Source organism: Aliidiomarina sanyensis (genome assembly GCF_003987175.1).
Taxonomy (GTDB): Bacteria; Pseudomonadota; Gammaproteobacteria; order Enterobacterales; family Alteromonadaceae; genus Aliidiomarina; species Aliidiomarina sanyensis.
On the sequence record NZ_PIPM01000005.1, the window covers coordinates 25,876 to 45,467 of the forward strand.

Consider the following 19,592-nt stretch of genomic DNA (forward strand, 5'->3'; position numbering starts at 1 on the left):
CAACTCATCAATGCGCATGAATCAGCTCGGTGCCATTCCAGCAACGATTCTGTGGTGCCTCTGGATTGGTGCAGCGATGGCGGAAGTAAGGGGATTCTTCGCCTGGTGCAAGATCATTGAGGTGTACTCGGCCTTCGGCGTCGCGGGTCAGTTCAAACTTATCAAAAAGTGCGCCCGTCACGGTGCGTGCTTCATAAATGAGGCGTCCTTCCTCAAACTGAATGGTTTGAAATAACTGCAATTCTTCGGCGGTCGGGTCCATGGTTTCTTCAGCAGTTTCCGACACGAGATACATTTTCGGGCCAGCAACTGAGACCATATACACTGGCCCATCGAGGGTTAGTCGTCCACTGGTACCTTCCGTCACGTTTTGCCCACGGCCATAGGTGTGATCGTGGCCTTGCAACACAAGGTCGACCCCAAACTCGTCGTACACCGGCTGCCAGTGCTCACGCAGTTCTGCGTTATCGCGCCCGAGTGAAACCGAAAACATTGGGTGATGATGGGTCACAATCGTCCATTGATTTGGATTATCACGCAATACCCCGCGCAACCACTCGGCTTGAACGCGTGCGAGGCGATCACTTTGGAGTGCTTCGGTGCTATCGAGCGAGATAAATCGAACCCCTTGGAAATCAGTGTAGTAGACGGTGTGCGGTAACTCTGCTGGACCATTGCCAGCGCCGGGGAAGTGGGCGGGCCATTGCGGCATAAGATTGCGACGACCGAGCATATCGGTGATGAATTCGTGATTACCGGGAGAAACAAACTGATTCACCATGCCGTGCATCCAGCCCCCAGCATCAAACCATTCACCCCATTCATCATCGTGTACGCCATAGCGCGAGTTCACGAGATCGCCCGCATGCACCATCACCATGGCTTCCGGCGCGTTGCGAAATGCTTCGCGAATGACCCGGGAGAAATGGGATTTCACCGCATTTTGAGCATCCCCAAAGTACACTGCTGTAAATGGCGAAAATTCGGCTTTTGGCGTTCTAAATTGAAACCATTCACTCCAGGTAGATTGCCCCTCATGTTCGCCACCACGAACACGGTACGCATACAGTGTGTCGGGTTCCAAATCGGTGAAGGTCACATGATGGTGTAACGCGGTGCCGTTCTCAGTTCGTAGCTGTGTGCTCGTACCATCCACCCGACGGGCATCACGGTGTAAATCGGGTGTGGATTTTGCCACGGCAATTTGTGCTTGCGGTGCGGTGAGGCTGGTATCCGTGCGCCACGCAACGGTTTGCGAGGTGGCGGGGTTTTGTGTCGGGAGTAATACAATTCGGTCCGGAAATATGGTCGGGGCGTAACGCACAGCGCCTTCCGGAACAAGTGTATTGGCTTCCCGGAATTCATTGGGGTCACCGACATCTTGCAGTGCCGCGTTGCCCGCACATCCTGTGAGTAGCATGCCAAGTAAGCCGGCTACAACGGTCAACGAGCCACGTGAAAAGACTACTGATTTCATATTCGTTCCTCTTTAAAAAAGGAAAAGGCCGGAGTATACGAAGTCACCCCGACCTTCTCACACATTCCGTGATTAGAAGTTCATGCGGACGCCGACTTGCCACGCACGACCGAACTGCTCGTGCTCATAGACGCGGTTGCGCTCACCTTGATACCGAATCGCTTTGCTATCGGTCAGGTTCGTCGCTTCCATGAACGCAGTGAAGTTACGGTTGATGCGGTAACTTGCAGTGAAGTCTAGCGTCCCACGCTCATCCCAGTAGATGTTTAGATCGGGGTTGCCCGTGTTATAAGAATCAATGAACTCTGAACGGTAGTTGTATGCCAGCTGCGCGGTGACGCGCTCGGAGTCGTAGCTCAAGCCTAAGTTGTAGGTATGCCGTGATGTTCCGGCCAAGTCAGTACGGCCAATTCCGAACGGCAAATCTGCCCGCGACTCAGTAAAGGTGTAGTTCGCAAGGAAACCAAGCCCCGACCAAGCACCTGGCAGATTGGTCAACGCTTGTTGCCAGTTCACTTCAAAACCATACAGCTCACCGCTGTTCGCATTCTCTGGACGGTTTAAACGGAAGCCATCAAACTCACCACCTTCAATAGTACTGCGTGCTTTGAAGATCGGGTTTTTCAGATCTTTGTAAAACACACCTGCCGAAATAAGGCCTACCGGTTCAATGTAGTATTCAGCCATCAAGTCAAAGTTGTGTGCATAGGTTGGCTTGAGGTCGATGTTGCCAACTTCTACGTCACCTAAGCCAGTCGAGCGATCCTCGACGATAACGTACGGTGCGAGATCTTCAAAGTTAGGACGGCTCAGACCTGTGCTATATGCTGCGCGCAGAATGACCCCATTGTTCAACTCGTGGCGAAGGTGCACGCTCGGGAATGCCTTCGTGTAACTACTGGAACCATCGTTTGGTTGCGCTGTCTCTGTTTCATCATCAAACTCGAAAGCTTGACCCTCAGTGCGGGTGTGCTCCACTCGAACACCGAATACAACGGTCGTGTCTTGCCATTCAAGCGTGTTCATTGCGTAAGCTGCATATGTGTCCTCTGTCGCTCGATAATCCGACGTGATAGAGGCTGCCACACGAGGAAGGTAGTCAGCACCTTCAAAGGTTGGGCCGTAAATTGCAACAAAGTTACGCTCCATCTTTGGACCGTTGTTGTAGAACCCACCAAAAGGCTCTGAACGCTTGTCGATCAAAACGTCAGAGAATGATGGTGCTCCTGCTCCCACGCTATTGCGCATACGGTCTTCATCATTGAATTTTTCGCGCAAGCGTGCTTTCGCACCAAACTTGTAGGTTGAAAATGCGTTGCCCCATTGGCTCGGCATGGTGAAATTGATGGCATAGGATTGCTCTTTGTCCTCGGCTTCACCGAAGCGGCGCTCATAGCGGCGAAATGCATAGGTATCTGTCGGAATCGTATTTTCGCTGAAGTCCGTTCCTATCACACTGCCATCTGCACCCAAGACTTCAAATGTCGGAAGGTCTGGGTTTGTGAAGTCATATCTTACGTTCGGACGGAAGCTTGACCGATAATATAGATAATCTCGGTCGGGGTAATTCTGTGAAGCAACCGAGTATGCCGCGGTATAATCTATCATCATGGAGTCAAGGAGATGTTTACCGCCGAACGTTGTCGTGTTGATGCGATTTACAAATGTCCGGTGACGGAATTCTTTGTTAAAACGCATCCGAGCTGTGCCGGAGGTTGAAGTGGCATCTGCCGAGTGACGGTCCCACTCGATGCTCATATTATCGCGGAATTCGTTATCTTCGAAGCGAGAATAATTGTGACTCAGATAAAAATGCGTATTCTCATCCATGCGCCAATCTATACGACCCGATACACCTGAGCGAATTCGCTTAACTTCGTAGTCTTTCATGTCGGTCTCTTCAACAACATAGTCGCCGTTTGGACCAATAATCCATGAATGCTCAATGTTGTCTGTCACGCGATCGGTCTGTGCGTGGTTAGCCGAAATCAAGAACCCTAAGTTATCACCATCACCGATTCGGTCACCAAAGGTACCGGATAAACGATAGGCGTCGCCATTTCCTTTTTCATTTTTTCCGCCAGAGATACTACCTCGCAAAATACGGCCACGACTGTCGAGAGCGCCCTGGGTAACAATATTGATATTTCCAGCAATTGCATCGGCATCCATGTCAGGCGTAATTGCTTTGGTCAGCTCGAGAGCTGAGATGATGTCTGCCGGGATGGTATCGAGGTCAATTGCGCGGCTGCCGCCGTCTGGTGAGGGTAGAATAACGCCATCAATCGATACGTTCGCGTACTCAAGGGGAGCACCACGAACGTTTACGTATTTTCCTTCACCTTGGTCACGCTGAATCGATGCACCCGGCAAACGCTGCATGGATTCGGCGACGTTCGCATCGGGGAAGCGTCCCAAGTAATCTGAAGAAACGATAGAGCGAATGTTGTCCGATGCGCGTTGGGCGTTCAGAGCACGTGCTTGCCCGTCTCGGCTACCAACGACTTGAATGCGCTCGACGCTTGGTTGCTCAAGTTCAAAAACGAACTCTTGCCCTGCGTTGGCGGTAACGCGTGCGGCAACGGTTTGGTTTTGATACCCAAGATAATCAACACTGACTTCATATTCGCCCGGCGCAAGGCCGTCGAAGCGGAAGCGACCTTGGCGGTCGGTGGTGGTTTCGCGGTTGGTGCCAACCAAGCGAATAATAGCCCCTTGGAGGAATTGTCCGCGTGGGTCAGAGACCTGGCCACGAATCGACGGTGCGTTAATGGCGGTCACGGAGGCCGCGACTGCATTTACCGCACTCACTTGGGCGAGAGCGACGCCAGAACTTGTCGAGATAGCTGCGGCGACGGCGAGCGCAACCAACGAGCGGGTGGTAAGAACAGGTGAGTGTTTCATGTGGTTTATCCATCTTGTGTGTGGTTAAGATGGACGGATAGGTTAGGGAGGTTGTGTGACAATTAATCGGCACTTTTATGACGGTGTCGTGACGTTTTTGATCGAAATATATTTCCGGCAGAGGCCCAACGCAATGCGTTGGCTACGATCGGGAAGGGGTAGCCAACGCACTGCGTTGGGTGAACAGGTAGGGGCGTCTATCGGGCTGGGGCCCAACGCGCCGTTACGGAGAATGCGTTGGTTACGGTTGGGGTGGGGGATGGATTGGGCTGGGGCCCAACGCGGTGCGTTGGCTACGGTTGGGTGAGGGGTCGGTTACGACCCCAAGCAGCGATTCAATTCTTCCAGGCGATAAAAGCCCTCAAAATACGCTTCACAACCACGCCCCAACGGCGCAATACGCTCATTCCACAGCACGCGAACTAACACCTCGCCATCACCATTCTGAAACACATCCCACTGCACATTCGATGCCATCGGAGCAACGCGCGCCGCGCGCCAGGGATTATTCTCGTAGGAGAAGGGCACCGCAGGATCAGCGCCTTGATGCGCATCAGGGAATTCCAGCCATGCGGCAATCGGCATTAACGCCTGCGCATGGGTAAAGCGCACAGTGGCGAATTCAGTGCTCTCACCCTGAGCCACCGCATTTGTGCGGGCAAGCATGTCGCTGACTAAATTACCGGCCAACTCGAAGCTAATGGTTTCATCGGCAAAGCCGGGGCCTCGTCCATAGAACGAATCCGCGTCATCTATAAACGCCAGCCACATCCGCGTTTCTTCTGGCACATACGCCAGAAAATCTGGGGCGTATTCTTCGGTCAGGTTAATGGCGATGCTAAAAAGGTCATAGACCGCCATCGCCACATCAAAGCTTGATTCAATCACATCGGAATCATCATCCAATGCGACAAACCAGTACGCGCCTCCATCCAAACGTTGAATGAAATCTTTCGTAAATAACGCTTCGACGATGGCGCGCGCGACGTCCTCGGTCTGTTCGAGGCTTTCATAGTAACTTAAGACCTGTTGAACGCGTTCGCCTCGGCGATAATCTGCGTAGCCCTCCGACCCTTCGGCACTATGGAAGTAGACGGTGTGTTCGTCGGCCACTGGCTCGAGAAAGCGAGATTCATCCTGTGGACGAAGTTGGAGCCAGCCATCAATGAAGGCGGTCCCGCTGTCGATAGCGCGCGAGCGTCCCGAGTGAATCACGTGAATCTCGCGCTCGAGATCTTCCAATGCCGATGCGTCGACAATTCGTTCAAGCAAACGAGCGGCTTGCGCTTTATGTTCGGTGCGCCCCAGTCCGCTGAGTTGTCCATATCCGATGTCGTGGTGAATTCGCAGAATCTCCATTAGATCCGCGCCAAGCTGTAAACCAAGGGGCGTGAGTGCCTGCTCATATTGTGCTTGCAACCATACTTGCATCAGGAGGTCATCTGCATCGCGGCTCGATAGCCCCCGCGAGCCATGACGTGCAACGTGCTGGATATTGATTAATGAGAAACCCGCGGGAGGTTCCGGATACACCGTGTAGAGAGGTTCAGGATAGGGTGTTTTGCTGGTGTACCATACGGGCATTTCAGGGATATCGGTACCGCTTGCGAGATGACATACAGCGACGAGACAAAGCGACGTGAGCATTGATTAAGATCCATATTGAAAAATATGGGCGATAACGATGCCATAGGAATGTGACAGATTTATGTAGGGGACTAAACTCAGGGTAAAAGTGGAACTTTTTCGATTTTTTTAGTTCTGATTTCGGTGCATTGTAGCCTGTGTGTATAGATTCTTGTAAAAACCCTGTTCAGACGGGCATTCGCGCTTGCCGGGGCAACCCCGGCTTGATAAAGTTACGCAGTTATCTACCGAATTAAAAAACCAAGGGAACAGCCCTCCATGTTTAAGAAGTTGCGCGGCTTATTCTCCAACGATCTTTCGATCGATTTGGGAACGGCAAATACACTCATTTATGTCAAAGACAAGGGCATCGTCTTGAACGAGCCTTCCGTAGTCGCGATCCGGCAAGATCGTGCTGGCGGCGCGAAAAGTGTTGCAGCTGTCGGTCACGCAGCGAAGCAAATGCTTGGTCGAACTCCCGGTAACATTAAAGCAATTCGCCCCATGAAAGATGGCGTGATTGCAGATTTTCATGTTACTGAAAAAATGCTTCAGTACTTCATTAAACAGGTCCATGAGAATAACTACCTGCGCCCAAGCCCGCGTGTGCTCGTCTGTGTTCCTTACGGAGCAACACAAGTCGAACGTCGTGCTATTCGTGAATCGGCGTTAGGTGCAGGCGCACGTCAAGTCGTCCTTATCGATGAACCAATGGCCGCTGCAATTGGTGCAGGCTTGCCAGTGTCTGAACCAACGGGGTCGATGGTTGTCGATATCGGTGGCGGAACCACGGAAGTCGCTATCATCTCGTTGAACGGGGTGGTGTACTCCAGTTCAGTGCGTATTGGTGGTGACAAATTTGATGAAGCCATCATCAGTTATGTGCGCCGCAACTTCGGTTCACTGATCGGTGATGCAACTGCAGAGCGGATCAAGCACGAGATCGGAACCGCCTATCCAGGTGATGAAGTGCGTGAACTCGAAGTGCGTGGCCGTAACCTTGCAGAAGGGGTGCCGCGTTCATTCACATTGACCAGCAACGAGATTCTCGAAGCGCTGCAAGAGCCGTTGATGGGCATCGTAGCGGCGGTCATGACGGCGCTTGAACAATCGCCCCCTGAGTTGGCGTCAGATATTTCCGAGCGTGGAATGGTCTTGACTGGTGGTGGTGCCTTGCTGCGGGATCTCGATCGTCTGCTGATGGAAGAAACGGGGATTCCGGTCATTGTGGCCGATGACCCATTGACCTGCGTGGCTCGTGGCGGCGGTAAAGCGCTTGAATTGATTGACGAGCACGGCGGTGATCTTTTCAGTGATGAGTAAGCAATAACGAGCGCCCTGTGTCGACACCTTTATTTGTTCGTTCAGTCTCCCTGAAAGTTCGCTTAACGCTAGCCTTGTCGCTAGCGTTTTTGCTTATTTTTCTGGACCATCGGCTGGATGCTATGCAACCGGTGCGGCTCTTCTTGAACTCCCTTGTCAGCCCAGTGCAATACCTTGCTGTGGTACCGGAGCAAGCGCTCGATAACTTCATTTCACAAGTGCAAAGTCGCCGTGCGTTGGTGAATGAGAACGAGCTGTTGAAACAAGAAATGCTCGACTTACAAGGCCGGATGCAACGGTATGAGTTTTTGATGCTCGAGAATGAACGGCTCCGAACATTGCTTGCCAGTGACTCCCGTGATGATCGTTTGCGAATGGTTGCCGAGGTGATCGCGGTCGATTCGGATCCCTTCAGTCATCAAGTCGTGGTGAATAAAGGGACGCGGCATGGTGTGTACATCGGCCAGCCAGTGATTGACGCCAATGGTGTGATTGGTCAAGTTGTCAGTGTTGGCGTGACAACCGCCCGCATTATTTTGATTTCCGATCAGAGCCATGCCATTCCAACCCGTTCGGCAGAAAGTGAAATCCGAGTGATTGTGCAAGGTGTGGGAAGCACTGAATTTTTGGAGTTGATGCACGTGCCCCATTCGACCGAACTGCAGGAGGGGGATTTATTGTTATCCTCTGGCTTGGGCGGTGTCTTTCCCGAGGGCTATCCGGTGGCCAGAATCCACTCATTAGTCCGTGATGAATCCCTCCCGTTTGCCCGCGTGCGAGCGACGCCTGTGGCGAACCTTGACCGGATCCGAATGCTTCTTCTGTTGTGGGATGCGGAGAGTGACCAACAACCGATTCGTCCTGAGCAGGAGGAGACCGAATGATTCTTTCTCGGATGATGGTACAACGCAGTGTTATTCTTGGAACCGTGATTCTGAGCTTGATCTTTGCGGTCATGCCGATAACGCTGACGTTGGCAGCATGGCGTCCTGAGTGGCCATTGCTTGCAATTATTTATTGGATCATCGCGCTGCCGCATCGCGTCAATATTGGCTATGCATTTTTAGTCGGTCTCGCGGTCGATATCTTGTTGGGCTCCACGTTAGGATTCCATGCAGCGGCCTATGCGGTTGTGGTTTACCCTGCAGCCCGGCATTATCCCCGAATTCGGAACTTCTCACTCTCCCAGCAAGCAATTTTGGTGTTGCTGCTTGTGCTTTTGGCACGTGCAATTGTGTTTGTTTTGGAGCACTACCTGAATAACGCGCCCTTTATGCCGCACTATTTTTGGCCTGCATTGAGTTCCGCACTATTTTGGCCGTGGGTCTTTTTGATTTTCCGCAAGATCCGCCGTCATTTTCAGATGAAGTAAGTCACACAATATATAAAACGCAGTAAGATGGAGCTTGCGATGACACAATTGATATTGGCATCGGCTTCTCCCCGTCGTCAGGAACTGCTTGGATTGCTTGGATATCCGTTTACGGTGCAACCCATGGACATCGAGGAGATCCCAAGGCCGGAAGAGACGCCTGCTGATTATGTCCAGCGGCTGGCGCGAGAGAAAGCGCAAGCCTGCGCAAATGCGAATAAGGGTGACCAGCCGGTTGCGGTCTTGGGTTCGGATACCGTGGTGGTCTGTGAAGGCGAGATTCTCGAGAAACCGCTCGATTTTGAACACTATGTGCAGATGATGCAAAAATTGAGTGGAACGTATCATGAAGTGCTCACCGCTGTCAATCTGACGGTGAATGGCGCAAGTGAGACCGCTTTAGTGACCACGCGTGTGTGGTTTCGGACGCTGTCGGACGAAGATATTTTGCGATATTGGCAAACCGGTGAACCGAAAGACAAGGCAGGTGGATACGGTATTCAGGGGCCGGCTGGCGCTTTTGTGCGTCACTTGGAAGGCAGCTTTTTTGCGGTGATGGGCTTGCCTCTTTTTGAAACCGAGCAATTGCTGCGCAACCACGGGATATACCCGTAACCGCAAACCCAACGCAATGCGTTGTGAACCGTAGCCAACGCACCGCGTTGGGCGGGGCAGGATGTGCTCACGGGGCGAGACCCAACGCAGTGCGTTGGCTACAAAGAGACCGTACCCGTAGCCAACGCACGTTCCGTGACGGCGCATTCGAGAGCGTAGCCAACGCACCGCGTTGGGCGGGGCAGAGAGACCGTACCCGTAGCCAACGCACCGCGTTGGGGCGCAAATCGAAAACACAACCACACGCAAAACCGATGTAGAAAAATTGAGGAAACCTATGAGTGCAGAAATCTTAATTAACGTTACCCCAAGTGAAACGCGGGTTGCGCTCGTCGAAAACGGAATCCTGCAAGAAATTCACATTGAGCGCCAAGCCCGTCGTGGACTTGTCGGTAACGTCTACGTTGGCAAAGTGAGCCGTGTGCTCCCCGGCATGCAAGCTGCATTTGTGGATATCGGCCTTGAGAAAGCGGCTTTCCTTCACGCCTCAGATATTATCACCCACATTGATCAGGTAGAGGAGCTTGACCGCGAACAACTTCCTGCGCCGGATATTTCCCAGCTGGTTCGTCAGGGACAACATATTATGGTTCAGGTCGTGAAAGATCCGCTCGGCACGAAAGGTGCGCGTCTGACCACAGATATTACCATCCCGAGTCGGTATCTGGTTTTGATGCCACGGTCCAATCATGTGGGCGTCTCCCAGCGCATCGAAAGCGAGCAAGAGCGGGACCGCTTGCGCAAAGCGGTTGAGAGTTTCTGCAACGATGACATTGGATTTATTGTGCGGACAGCGGCAGAGGGCGCTGGCGATGATGAACTCAAGCAAGACGCGGCCTTTTTGCGCCGGCTCTGGGATAAAATTCAGGAGCGTAAAAAGAAAAAGGCCAAAGGCGGCGTGCTCTACGAAGATTTAAACCTTGCAGCTCGGGTCTTGCGGGATTTTGTTGGTGTTGAGCTTGAGCGGATCCGGGTTGACTCAAGACTAAGCTTTACTCAGCTGCACGAGTTTGTCGGGGAGTTTATCCCGCATCTGTCCGAGCGTCTTGAGTATTACGAGGGCGAGCGGCCTATTTTTGACCTATTTGATGTGGAAAATGAAATCCAACGGGCGCTTGATCGCAAGGTGCAGTTGAAGTCCGGCGGCACTTTGGTGATTGATCAAACCGAGGCGATGACCACCATTGATATCAACACGGGTGCATTTGTTGGTCATCGGAATTTGGAAGATACGATTTTTAATACCAACACCGAGGCAACCCAAGCCATCGCGCGGCAATTAAGGCTGCGCAACTTGGGCGGTATTATCATTATTGATTTTATCGATATGCAGAATGAAGACCATAAACGTCGGGTGTTGCACAGTTTAGAATTGGCGCTTGGGAAAGATCGGGCGAAGACCAGTATTTCTGGTTTTACCTCCCTTGGATTAGTGGAAGTTACTCGCAAGCGGACACGCGAGAGCTTAGAACATGTGCTCTCGTCCGAATGTCCAGTATGTAAAGGACGTGGCTCCATGAAGACCGTGGAGACGGTCTGTTATGAGATCATGCGGGAAATTGTTCGTGTGAATCGAGCTTATGCGGCCGATAAATTTGTGGTGTATGCCTCGGCCGCGGTGGCAGAAAGATTAATGAATGAGGAATCTCAAGCGCTTGCTGAGGTCGAAGTCTTCGTTGGGAAACAAATTAAGATTCAGGTGGAGCCTTTGTACCACCAAGAACAGTTTGATGTGGTGATGATGTAGTGGTTTTAAAACGCGCAGTCCATTTTACAATTCGGAAGCTCTGGCTGACGATCGGCATCCTGTTGGTGCTGTTCGCGGTGGCGTTGAGTATTGCGCGAATTGCATTGCCTTACGCAGAAAACTACCGAGCAAGTATTGAAGAACAAATCCAGCAACGATTTGGCCAAGACGTCACTATCGGCGGACTGAGTGCCGAATGGACTGCGCGCGGTCCGGTTCTGGTATTGCAAGATCTCGCGTTCGAGTTGGTGGATGATTATCCGCTGCAACTTGATGTTCAACGTGCCAACGTGCAGCTGAATTTTTGGCAAAGCATGATGCAGCGGGACTGGGTTTTTGAACACTTCGTCCTTTCGGGCATGCGAGTCGATTATGCATTTACACCCCTCAACGGGGATCAAGATCGCAGTTTGCCAGCGGCTCTTGAGAACTTATTTCTGCGGCAACTTGAGCACTTCCAGATCCGCGACAGCGAGTTTACGCTGCGAATCGGAGAACAAGCCCCCCGGACCATTCAAATCGATGCGTTGACCTGGCGACGAGAAGGCGAACGACGTCAAGCGACCGGTTTGTTTCGCATTCCGGATGTCACAGCGAACTCACTTAATTTTATCGCCGATATCGATGGTGACGAGTTCAGTACCTTAAGCGGCGATTTTTACGTTGAGGCACAACAGCTCGACATTTCTCCATGGTTAAAGCAAGTCACGCCGACCTCTGAGATCCTGCGCACTGAGTTCAATTTGCAAGGCTGGTTGAATCTTGTCGATGGTGAGTTCCGTTCGGGCCAGCTTGAACTTGGCGAAAACCATTTAGAATGGCGTCGCGATCGTGAGCGTCACCGTTTGAACACCAGACCGTCCACTTGGAGCTTGCAACCAAGAACCGATGGTTGGTTGATGAATAGTACGCCTTTGATGATCAGTTTGGATGGGCGAGATTGGCCCCTCGAGCGGGTTATTTGGCAGTATCGTCAAGGTGAGCATCGCTGGAACTTAACCGATATTGAGTTATTCGATTTTGCACCGCTCTGGAGTTTATTTGGTCGTCCAGGCCAGCTGGTTGCGGATTGGTCAGATGGTTTGCAAGCAGAGGGAATTTTGAGTCAGGTGCAGGTTCAGTTGAGTCCTGCCCGCGAGTGGCAATTTTACGTGCGAGCCGATGGCCTTGGCTGGAAGGCCTATCAAGGTGTTCCGGGCATGGAAGGTTTAGCACTCGAGATCTGGAGTACGGATCGAAAAGGGCGCTTTGCACTGACCGGAGCAGAAGTTGCCTTGGCATCACCCTCTACCTTTGCTGATGCAAAAAAGCTGACGGAGCTTTCGGTTGAAGGCTATTGGTTTCAGCAAAATGGCTCGTGGGAATTTGGGGTACCTGAGGCATATTTTAGCTTACCCAATGCTGATGTTCGTCAAAGCATGCGCTTTCGCAGTGACAATGGAAATCCCGTCCAGGCCGAGTGGCTGCTCAGTGGCGGTAGCCGCGGGATGGATGTGTTTGATGTTGTAGCGCTTCTTCCCTTGCAGCTCGGTGAAGATTTAGCGAATTACCTCGACGGTGCATTGGAGCAGGGGCAAATTGATACCCTTGGAATGGTTTGGCGCGGTCCGTTGGATGGCCTCCCTTACCAACCAGGCCAAGGCGTCTTGCAAGCACGCACCGTGATACGGGATCTCGACTTCCAATTCCGGCCGGAGTGGCCGCCGATACTGGGTACCGAAGCGGAGCTAACGTTTGAGTATGACTCACTGTTTATCACCACTCGCGGTGGCACATTGGCGGATATCCCGCTCGGTGAAGTGCGAGCAGAGATCAGTCCATTAATTGCACAAGGAACCACGCTGCATGTGGCGGCAGATGTTGACTCAGATCGCGATGCTTTGCATGCTCTGTTTGCTCAAAGCCCATTAGCGGACTCGGTTGCGACAACGCTCGATGTGGTAAAGCCAAGAGGCCGTTTACAAGGAGCGTTTACTCTTGATATCCCATTCTATGAAGGCGGTGAGCTTGTCGCTGAAGGGCGGGTGGACCTGGATGGAAACTCGATTGAAATAACACCCGTCGGGCTCACGCTCGATGCCGTTCAGGGTGAGTTGACGTTCCGCAACGGTGCGATCCGCTTCCATACGGATGATGCGGCGTTGTTCGAACTTCCCATTTCGGTCAGCCTGACGGGCCGAGTTGATGATGAGATCCCTTACCGAATTGCAGCAGATATCTATGGTGCATGGGCGAGTGACGCTATCCAATCGGCGTTTCCGGACACTCCCTTATTGGAACAATTTTCGGGTCGAATGGAGCATCAAGCGGAATTTAAGCTCGATCTTCTCTCAGAGGGCTTCAACTACCGCTGGGACATGACGACCCAATTGGCCGATACGGGAATTCAGCTGCCGGCCCCGCTTGGTAAGGCTGCAGGAACGAGCCGCACCTTGGTAACTGAAGTACGGGGAAATCAAACGGAGTTAACCGCTGAATCGCGGATGGGCGATCTCCTACAAGTTCGTGGAAATATGCCGTTGGGGCAAGGCTTCGATGCACTCGAGTTTGTGATTGGGGAAAGTCCAGTTCCGATTGCGGCGTCTCCCACATCGGGCTTTTCGATCTACTTTGGTCTTGGTGCGGCGGCTCTGGAGGACTGGCTCCCTATTGTGGTTGGCTTAACACGGTTGGCCGACAATGTGCCGTGTGTCCCCGAGTTCGAAGGGGAAGTCTGTGAACCTGGGTTACGACTTATTCCGGCGCTGCATCGGGTTGAAGGGCGGGTAGATGCCTTGGCGTCCTATGGTCAGGATTTTGGTGAAACACAGATTCAAGGAAGTGCTGGTGATGCTCGCTGGGCTTTTGATATTAACGGTGAGAACCTTCGAGCGCGGCTAAGCGGGAATGATGAAAGCGATGCCCTCGCTGTGAATATTGATTTTCTTGAACTGACCCGTGTTCCTGAAGATACCTCGGAGCAACAGGTCGTGCGAGAGCGTGACTGGTTAGACAGCCTGCCTAAAATGACCATCAATTGCCGTTTATGCCGCTACGACGGTCAACTACTCGGAGAAATTACAGCCAATTTCGACCCTCAAATTTCCGGCGGCCAAGTGACGGATTTAACGATCCGTCGGGGGAATACGCGCGTGCGCGGTGGGTTAGGATGGGTTGAAGCGAACGGTGAAACGCGCACACGGGTGCAAGGGCGTTTTGAAACGTCCGACGTGGGTGCTCTGCTGGGCGAATTTGGGGTGAACTCGACGGTGCGCGAATCGAGCGCCAACCTCCAATACGATTTAAATTGGCAAGGTGGTTTGTTGGACTGGAATGCGGATACCTTGAGCGGCCAAGTGGATTGGTCGCTGGGGCAGGGTTATTTGCGTGATGTATCTGACGGTGCAGCGCGGATCTTCGCGGTCCTTAGTTTAGAAAGTATTTTGCGCCGCTTTACCCTCGATTTTCGCGATATTTTCTCCCGGGGTATGCACTATCAAAGCTTTGGTGGCACGCTCGAGCTAGAGGATGGCGTTGTGCGCACCGAGAACACGCGCATGAATGGTGTGGCCGGAGATATGACGGTGCGTGGCCACGCAAACCTGCGGGATGAAACGTTAGATTACCAAATTACGTATGTACCGAAGGTGACCTCGAGTTTGCCCGTATTGCTTGCGTTTATGGTCAATCCGCCGAGTGGGATCGCGGCGCTGGTGATTGACCGGATGCTGCACGATGCGCAGGTGATTTCTCGCTTGCAATATCACGTGACGGGCAGCATGTCTGATCCTGTGGTGACCGAGGTACGTCGGGATGCAACCGATGTTGAATTGCCAGAAGTGGCTGAAGACGTGTTGCCCCGTGATTTGCCTGAGCATACCGAAGCAACCCGTGAGAATTCTGGAGGGTAATCGATGGCCGCAATCAGTCTTTTGCAATGGACCTCACGGGCTAGCTGGGAAGATAATAAGGCTGTACTTCGGGAACTGCTGCACGAGGCGAAAACCCAGCGCGAGGCGCAAGAGCCGCATTTGATTATTTTACCGGAGATGTTCGCGCGTTTTGGTGCCGGTGAAAAAGCTCAAGGGAAGTTCGCGGAGACAATCGGAAAAGGTGAAGTGCAGAATTGGTTGAGTGCCGCATGTCGTGAGTTTGATGTGTGGATCCTCGCGGGAACCCTCCCGATCGCCGCGGGTGAACGTTATGCTGCAGCATCATTACTTTTTGATGCAAGCGGCACTCAGCGCGCTCGCTACGACAAAATTCATCTATTCGATGCGCATGTGCAAGATGGGACGAAGAGTTACCGCGAATCCAAGTTTACGCGGCCCGGCCATAAATTAGTGGTGGTGCCGACACCGTTCGGCAAACTAGGCCTCACGGTGTGTTACGATCTGCGCTTTCCGGAAATATTTCGGGCCTTGCGCACGCTCGGTGCCGAGCTTATTGCATTGCCTTCGGCCTTTACGAAAGTGACCGGCGAGGCGCATTGGCAACCCCTGTTGCAAGCGCGCGCGATTGAAAATCAAGTCTTTATGCTCGCTCCGAATCAGTGCGGTGTGCATGATGATCAGCGAGAAACCTGGGGTCACAGCATGGTTGTGGACCCATGGGGACGGGTTATTGCAGAGCAAACCCAAACGCAGGGTGTTGTCACCGTGCGGCCCGATAGAAATGAACTGAAAGCGGTGCGTGAACGCATGCCAGTGCAACAGCATAATCAATTTGAGGTAAGTTTTATTCATGATAAACCCACAAGTGAATGATCAGTTATTGGCTCAATCCGGCCTTGATGTCGATCACCTCGCCGCGTGCTTAGGAACCTTGCACACGGGCGCGATTGATTATGCGGACGTCTACCTGCAAAGCAGTATCAATGAAGCTTGGGTATTGGAAGATGGTATCGTGAAAAGCGGTAGCTTCAATATTGAGCGCGGCCTTGGGGTACGCGCGATCGCCGGAGAAAAGACAGGCTTTGCCTACGCCGATAGCATCGATGCAGACGCATTGAGCCGGGCCTCGGTGGCCGCGCGTGGGATTGCCGCTGCTGGACAAGACGGCAAACAACCCATGTTGCAGGCTCAGGGCATCAATCCGCTCTACATCGAAGATAATCCTCTGACAAGTTTATCGGAAGAGAAGAAAATCGAGCTCTTAAAAGCCATGGATGCTCACGCCCGGAAACTGGATCCGCGTATCACAGAAGTGACAGTGTCACTGACCGGCGTTTACGAGCATGTGCTGGTCGCGGCAACGGACGGTACGTTAGCAACCGATGTTCGCCCATTAGTGCGCTTGAATTGTTCGGTCCTCGCCGAACAAAATGGACGGCGCGAGCGGGGCTCGAGTGGTGGCGGTGGCCGTGTGGATTACAATTACTTCTTTCAACCGGTTTATATTGATGGCAACGATACGAGCGCTCGGGCCGACAAGCTCCGTTATGTTTCTTTTGTTGAAGAAGCGGTGCGCCAAGCACTGATTATGCTTGAAGCAAAACCAGCCCCTGCGGGAACCATGCCCGTTGTGCTGGGCGCAGGGTGGCCAGGCGTACTTTTACACGAAGCGGTTGGACACGGCCTGGAAGGTGACTTTAATCGCAAAGGTGCATCGGCTTATTCAGGGCGTATGGGCGAGCAAGTTGCTGCCAAAGGAATCACGATTGTGGATGATGGCACCTTAGCCAATCGACGGGGTTCGTTGAGCGTCGACGACGAGGGTACGCCTTCTGGGTACAACGTCCTGATTGAGGACGGAACTTTAGTCGGTTACATGCAAGATAAAATGAATGCGCGTCTGATGGGAGTAGCTCCCACCGGCAATGGCCGACGAGAATCCTATTCTCATTTGCCGATGCCGCGCATGACTAATACCTACATGCTGGGTGGTGAACACCATCCTGAGGAAATCATTGCCTCAGTGAAGCGCGGCATCTACGCTCCACAATTCTCTGGTGGTCAGGTTGATATCACCTCAGGGAAATTTGTTTTCAGTGCTTCAGAAGCTTATTTGATTGAAGACGGTAAGATTACCGCGCCGCTAAAAGGTGCAACTTTGATTGGTAATGGCCCCGAAGCGATGGCACGGGTCTCGATGATCGGCAATGATTTAGAACTCGACAGCGGCATCGGGGTCTGCGGCAAAGATGGTCAAAGTGTCCCAGTCGGCGTAGGGCAACCCACCCTCAAGATCGACGCCATGACCGTCGGCGGCACCGAGTAGCCAACGCATTGCGTTGGGTCAGACGTAGATAAAGACATCGGGCTCCGAACCCAACGCATTGCGTCGGCGGCACCGAGTAGCCAACGCATTGCGTTGGGTCAGAGTTAGATAAAGACACCAAGCTCCGAACCCAACGCATTGCGTCGGCGGCACCGAGTAGCCAACGCATTGCGTTGGCTTCGAAGGTAGAAGTCAGCCAACGACGCCGCGGATGTACTTAAACAGGGCGCGTGAGGCTGCCGGTGGTTTGTTATTGGCCTGCTCTTTTTGAGCCTGGCGGACATAGTGGCGCAGCTGTTGACGGTCAGCGGTCGGGTATTGATCGAGGAACGCTTGAATGGCGTCGTCGCCTTCTTCTAGGATGCGTTCACGCCAACGCTCAAGACCGTGAAAATGAGCGGCTTGATGCAAACTGTGATTTTCGATTTCATCGATTTTCGCAAGAATGGGTTCGACATCCCGGCCCCGTAAAAGCTTTCCGATGAACTGGAGCTGGCGGCGGAAGCCCTCGCGCTTATTTTCAACGCGCTGGGCCAGTTTGATGGCATCAAGAAGCTCTTGATCCAACGGCAGCTGTTTGAGGCTGTTTTTGCCCATTTTGACCAACTTCGTACCAAGTTGGTGCATGGCTTCTGCTTCACGCTTTAATTGCGTTTTGCTGGGGCCTAAATCATCAGAAAATTCGTCTTGGTCGTGTGACTGCATAATGAAAACCTTGCGTTAAGATGCAGTAATTTTATCAGGAAGCCGCCCTGAATGGTATGTGGAATGGTCGGCACACCGAGTAAACACCGAGAATTAGCGATTGGACTGCGTGCAAGTAACACGCAGGACGGAAAAAGGGGTTTCTTTTGAGTATTGAAAAAACGACATCATCTGCGCAATTACAGCCGGACTTGGAGCGTGCTGTTGAGGCTGTGGAACAGGCAGTAAAGATTGCTAAGAAACGCGGTGCGAGTGCAGCGGAGTGCGCCATTTCTCATGCAAGGGGTTTGAGCGTGAGTACCCGACTCGCCGAGGTGGAAACAGTCGAGTTTAACCAAGATGGAAGTCTCGGGATTACGGTCTATCGTGGACAACGTAAAGGGTCTGCCAGCACGTCCGATCTGTCACCTGAGGCGGTCAAAGTTGCCGTTGAAAAAGCCGATGCGATTGCCCGATACACCTCAGAAGACCCTCATGCGGGTTTAGCAGACGCGGATTTGATGGCGGTTGGTTATCCAGACCCCAACCTCTTTTTTGCTGCCTCACAAGATCCTGAGTATGCGATGGAGCAGGCAATTCGCTGCGAGCAGGCGGCACTTTCGGCTGACCCGCGCATTATGAACTCCGATGGGGCCCATTACAGCAGTCATTGTGGCTTCCGGGTGTATGGCAACAGTCATGGTTTTACTGGCCATTATCTGAGCTCACGCCAAAGCCTTAGCTGCATGCCGATCGCGAAAGAAGGCGATCGCATGGAGCGTGATTATGCGTACACGCTGGCGCGCGATCCACAACTTCTTGCAAGCCCAGAATCGGTCGGTGCTGAAGCGGCATCCAACACCGTTGCGCGTCTTGGAGCTCGGAGTATTGAAACATGCTCAGTACCTGTCATTTTTCACCGCGACCTAGCTCACGGCCTGTTTGGCTCCCTCGCGACAGCTATCAGTGGGGGAAGTCTCTACCGGAAAAACAGTTTCTTGCTTGATCATCTCGGTAAACAGGTATTGCCGGCGTGGTTGAGCATTTATGAAGACCCATTGATTCCTGGAGGACTGGCGTCGAGCCCGTTTGATCACGAAGGGGTGCGTACCGAAGCTCGGAACATTGTCACAGGTGGGGTACTCGACACTTATCTGCTGACCAGTTATGCAGCGCGTAAGATGAACATGCAAACCACCGGTCATGCGGGTGGGATTCACAACTGGTTTGTACGTCCCGATGCCGCGCACCAAGTGGCGAGCCTTGAGGCACTGTGCCGCCAAATGGGGCGGGGTTTGTTGGTGACGGAGCTGATGGGACAAGGCGTCAATATGGTAACCGGTGATTACTCCCGTGGCGCGGCTGGATTCTGGGTTGAAAATGGCGAGATTCAGTTCCCGGTAACCGAAGTAACCATTGCAGGGAATCTTAAAACGATGTTGCTAGGGATCGAAGCGATTGCGCAAGACACGGATCCACGGCATGGCATCTTGACCGGCTCCGTGTTACTACCCACGATGAAAGTGGCCGGCTCGTAGAATTAAGTAGCCAAGGCATGTTCCGTAACGGGGCGTTGGGTCCGAGCCCGATAAATGATCCAACCCAGCTCGTAGAATTATGTAGCCAACGCAGTGCGTTGGGTTCGA

13 protein-coding genes are annotated in these 19,592 nt (G+C 52.7%); 9 read left to right on the forward strand and 4 right to left on the reverse strand.

From position 1 onward, the window contains the following. Positions 1 to 7: 7 nt before the first annotated feature. The 3 genes from CWE11_RS06180 to CWE11_RS06190 all read right to left on the reverse strand — a co-directional run bounded on the left by CWE11_RS06180 (position 8) and on the right by CWE11_RS06190 (position 6,028). Positions 8 to 1,477 carry a purple acid phosphatase family protein gene (locus CWE11_RS06180; RefSeq protein ID WP_126776742.1) on the reverse strand — a complete coding sequence of 490 codons (1,470 nt, stop codon included), beginning with the start codon at positions 1,475 to 1,477 and terminating at the stop codon, positions 8 to 10. Positions 1,478 to 1,549: 72 nt separating this feature from the next. Further along, the gene (locus tag CWE11_RS06185; protein ID WP_126776743.1) at positions 1,550 to 4,381 is read right to left on the reverse strand and encodes a TonB-dependent receptor; all 2,832 of its coding nucleotides are present in this window, start codon (positions 4,379 to 4,381) and stop codon (positions 1,550 to 1,552) included. 315 nt (positions 4,382 to 4,696) lie between these two features. Continuing rightward, on the reverse strand, positions 4,697 to 6,028 hold the full coding sequence (locus CWE11_RS06190; protein ID WP_126776744.1) for a histidine-type phosphatase: 1,332 nt from the start codon (positions 6,026 to 6,028) through the stop codon (positions 4,697 to 4,699). 258 nt (positions 6,029 to 6,286) lie between these two features. On the opposite strand from CWE11_RS06190, the gene CWE11_RS06195 reads away from it, so the two are divergent. The 8 genes from CWE11_RS06195 to tldD all read left to right on the forward strand — a co-directional run bounded on the left by CWE11_RS06195 (position 6,287) and on the right by tldD (position 17,262). Continuing rightward, positions 6,287 to 7,330 (forward strand): rod shape-determining protein, encoded by a 1,044-nt coding sequence (locus tag CWE11_RS06195; RefSeq protein WP_126776745.1) that lies wholly within the window; start codon positions 6,287 to 6,289, stop codon positions 7,328 to 7,330. A 17-nt stretch (positions 7,331 to 7,347) separates the two neighbouring features. After that, on the forward strand, positions 7,348 to 8,214 hold the full coding sequence (gene mreC / locus CWE11_RS06200; protein WP_126776746.1) for a rod shape-determining protein MreC: 867 nt from the start codon (positions 7,348 to 7,350) through the stop codon (positions 8,212 to 8,214). Continuing rightward, positions 8,211 to 8,702 carry a rod shape-determining protein MreD gene (gene mreD, locus CWE11_RS06205; protein WP_241971745.1) on the forward strand — a complete coding sequence of 164 codons (492 nt, stop codon included), beginning with the start codon at positions 8,211 to 8,213 and terminating at the stop codon, positions 8,700 to 8,702. Before mreC ends, mreD begins: the two co-directional genes overlap by 4 nt. A 39-nt stretch (positions 8,703 to 8,741) precedes the next feature. After that, the gene (locus tag CWE11_RS06210) at positions 8,742 to 9,317 is read left to right on the forward strand and encodes a Maf family protein (RefSeq protein WP_126776747.1); all 576 of its coding nucleotides are present in this window, start codon (positions 8,742 to 8,744) and stop codon (positions 9,315 to 9,317) included. A 277-nt stretch (positions 9,318 to 9,594) separates the two neighbouring features. Next, positions 9,595 to 11,064: a ribonuclease G gene (rng, locus tag CWE11_RS06215; protein ID WP_126776748.1), complete on the forward strand. Its 1,470-nt coding sequence runs from the start codon at positions 9,595 to 9,597 to the stop codon at positions 11,062 to 11,064. Continuing rightward, positions 11,064 to 14,954, forward strand: a complete 3,891-nt coding sequence (locus CWE11_RS06220) for a YhdP family protein (RefSeq protein WP_126776749.1) — start codon at positions 11,064 to 11,066, stop codon at positions 14,952 to 14,954. The genes rng and CWE11_RS06220 overlap by 1 nt, the downstream gene beginning before the upstream one ends. 3 nt (positions 14,955 to 14,957) lie before the next feature. Beyond that, positions 14,958 to 15,809, forward strand: coding sequence for a carbon-nitrogen hydrolase family protein (locus tag CWE11_RS06225; RefSeq protein ID WP_126776750.1), 852 nt, complete (start codon positions 14,958 to 14,960; stop codon positions 15,807 to 15,809). After that, entirely contained in the window at positions 15,787 to 17,262 is a 1,476-nt protein-coding gene (gene tldD / locus CWE11_RS06230; RefSeq protein WP_126776751.1) for a metalloprotease TldD, read from the forward strand. The genes CWE11_RS06225 and tldD overlap by 23 nt, the downstream gene beginning before the upstream one ends. 192 nt (positions 17,263 to 17,454) lie before the next feature. On the opposite strand, the gene yjgA is transcribed toward tldD, so the two are convergent. Further along, positions 17,455 to 17,967, reverse strand: coding sequence for a ribosome biogenesis factor YjgA (yjgA, locus tag CWE11_RS06235; RefSeq protein WP_126776752.1), 513 nt, complete (start codon positions 17,965 to 17,967; stop codon positions 17,455 to 17,457). Positions 17,968 to 18,119: 152 nt separating this feature from the next. On the opposite strand from yjgA, the gene pmbA reads away from it, so the two are divergent. Next, positions 18,120 to 19,484 carry a metalloprotease PmbA gene (gene pmbA, locus CWE11_RS06240; protein WP_241971748.1) on the forward strand — a complete coding sequence of 455 codons (1,365 nt, stop codon included), beginning with the start codon at positions 18,120 to 18,122 and terminating at the stop codon, positions 19,482 to 19,484. Positions 19,485 to 19,592 lie beyond the last annotated feature (108 nt).

Bases quoted from the DNA above. Each gene is read 5' to 3' on its own strand.
- CWE11_RS06210 (WP_126776747.1), top strand. From the start codon at position 8,742: ATGACACAATTGATATTGGCATCGGCTTCTCCCCGTCGTCAGGAACTG.
- yjgA (WP_126776752.1), bottom strand. From the start codon at position 17,967: ATGCAGTCACACGACCAAGACGAATTTTCTGATGATTTAGGCCCCAGC.
- CWE11_RS06225 (WP_126776750.1), top strand. From the start codon at position 14,958: ATGGCCGCAATCAGTCTTTTGCAATGGACCTCACGGGCTAGCTGGGAA.
- rng (WP_126776748.1), top strand. From the start codon at position 9,595: ATGAGTGCAGAAATCTTAATTAACGTTACCCCAAGTGAAACGCGGGTT.
- mreD (WP_241971745.1), top strand. From the start codon at position 8,211: ATGATTCTTTCTCGGATGATGGTACAACGCAGTGTTATTCTTGGAACC.
- CWE11_RS06180 (WP_126776742.1), bottom strand. From the start codon at position 1,477: ATGAAATCAGTAGTCTTTTCACGTGGCTCGTTGACCGTTGTAGCCGGC.
- tldD (WP_126776751.1), top strand. From the start codon at position 15,787: ATGATAAACCCACAAGTGAATGATCAGTTATTGGCTCAATCCGGCCTT.
- CWE11_RS06195 (WP_126776745.1), top strand. From the start codon at position 6,287: ATGTTTAAGAAGTTGCGCGGCTTATTCTCCAACGATCTTTCGATCGAT.
- CWE11_RS06185 (WP_126776743.1), bottom strand. From the start codon at position 4,381: ATGAAACACTCACCTGTTCTTACCACCCGCTCGTTGGTTGCGCTCGCC.
- CWE11_RS06190 (WP_126776744.1), bottom strand. From the start codon at position 6,028: ATGCTCACGTCGCTTTGTCTCGTCGCTGTATGTCATCTCGCAAGCGGT.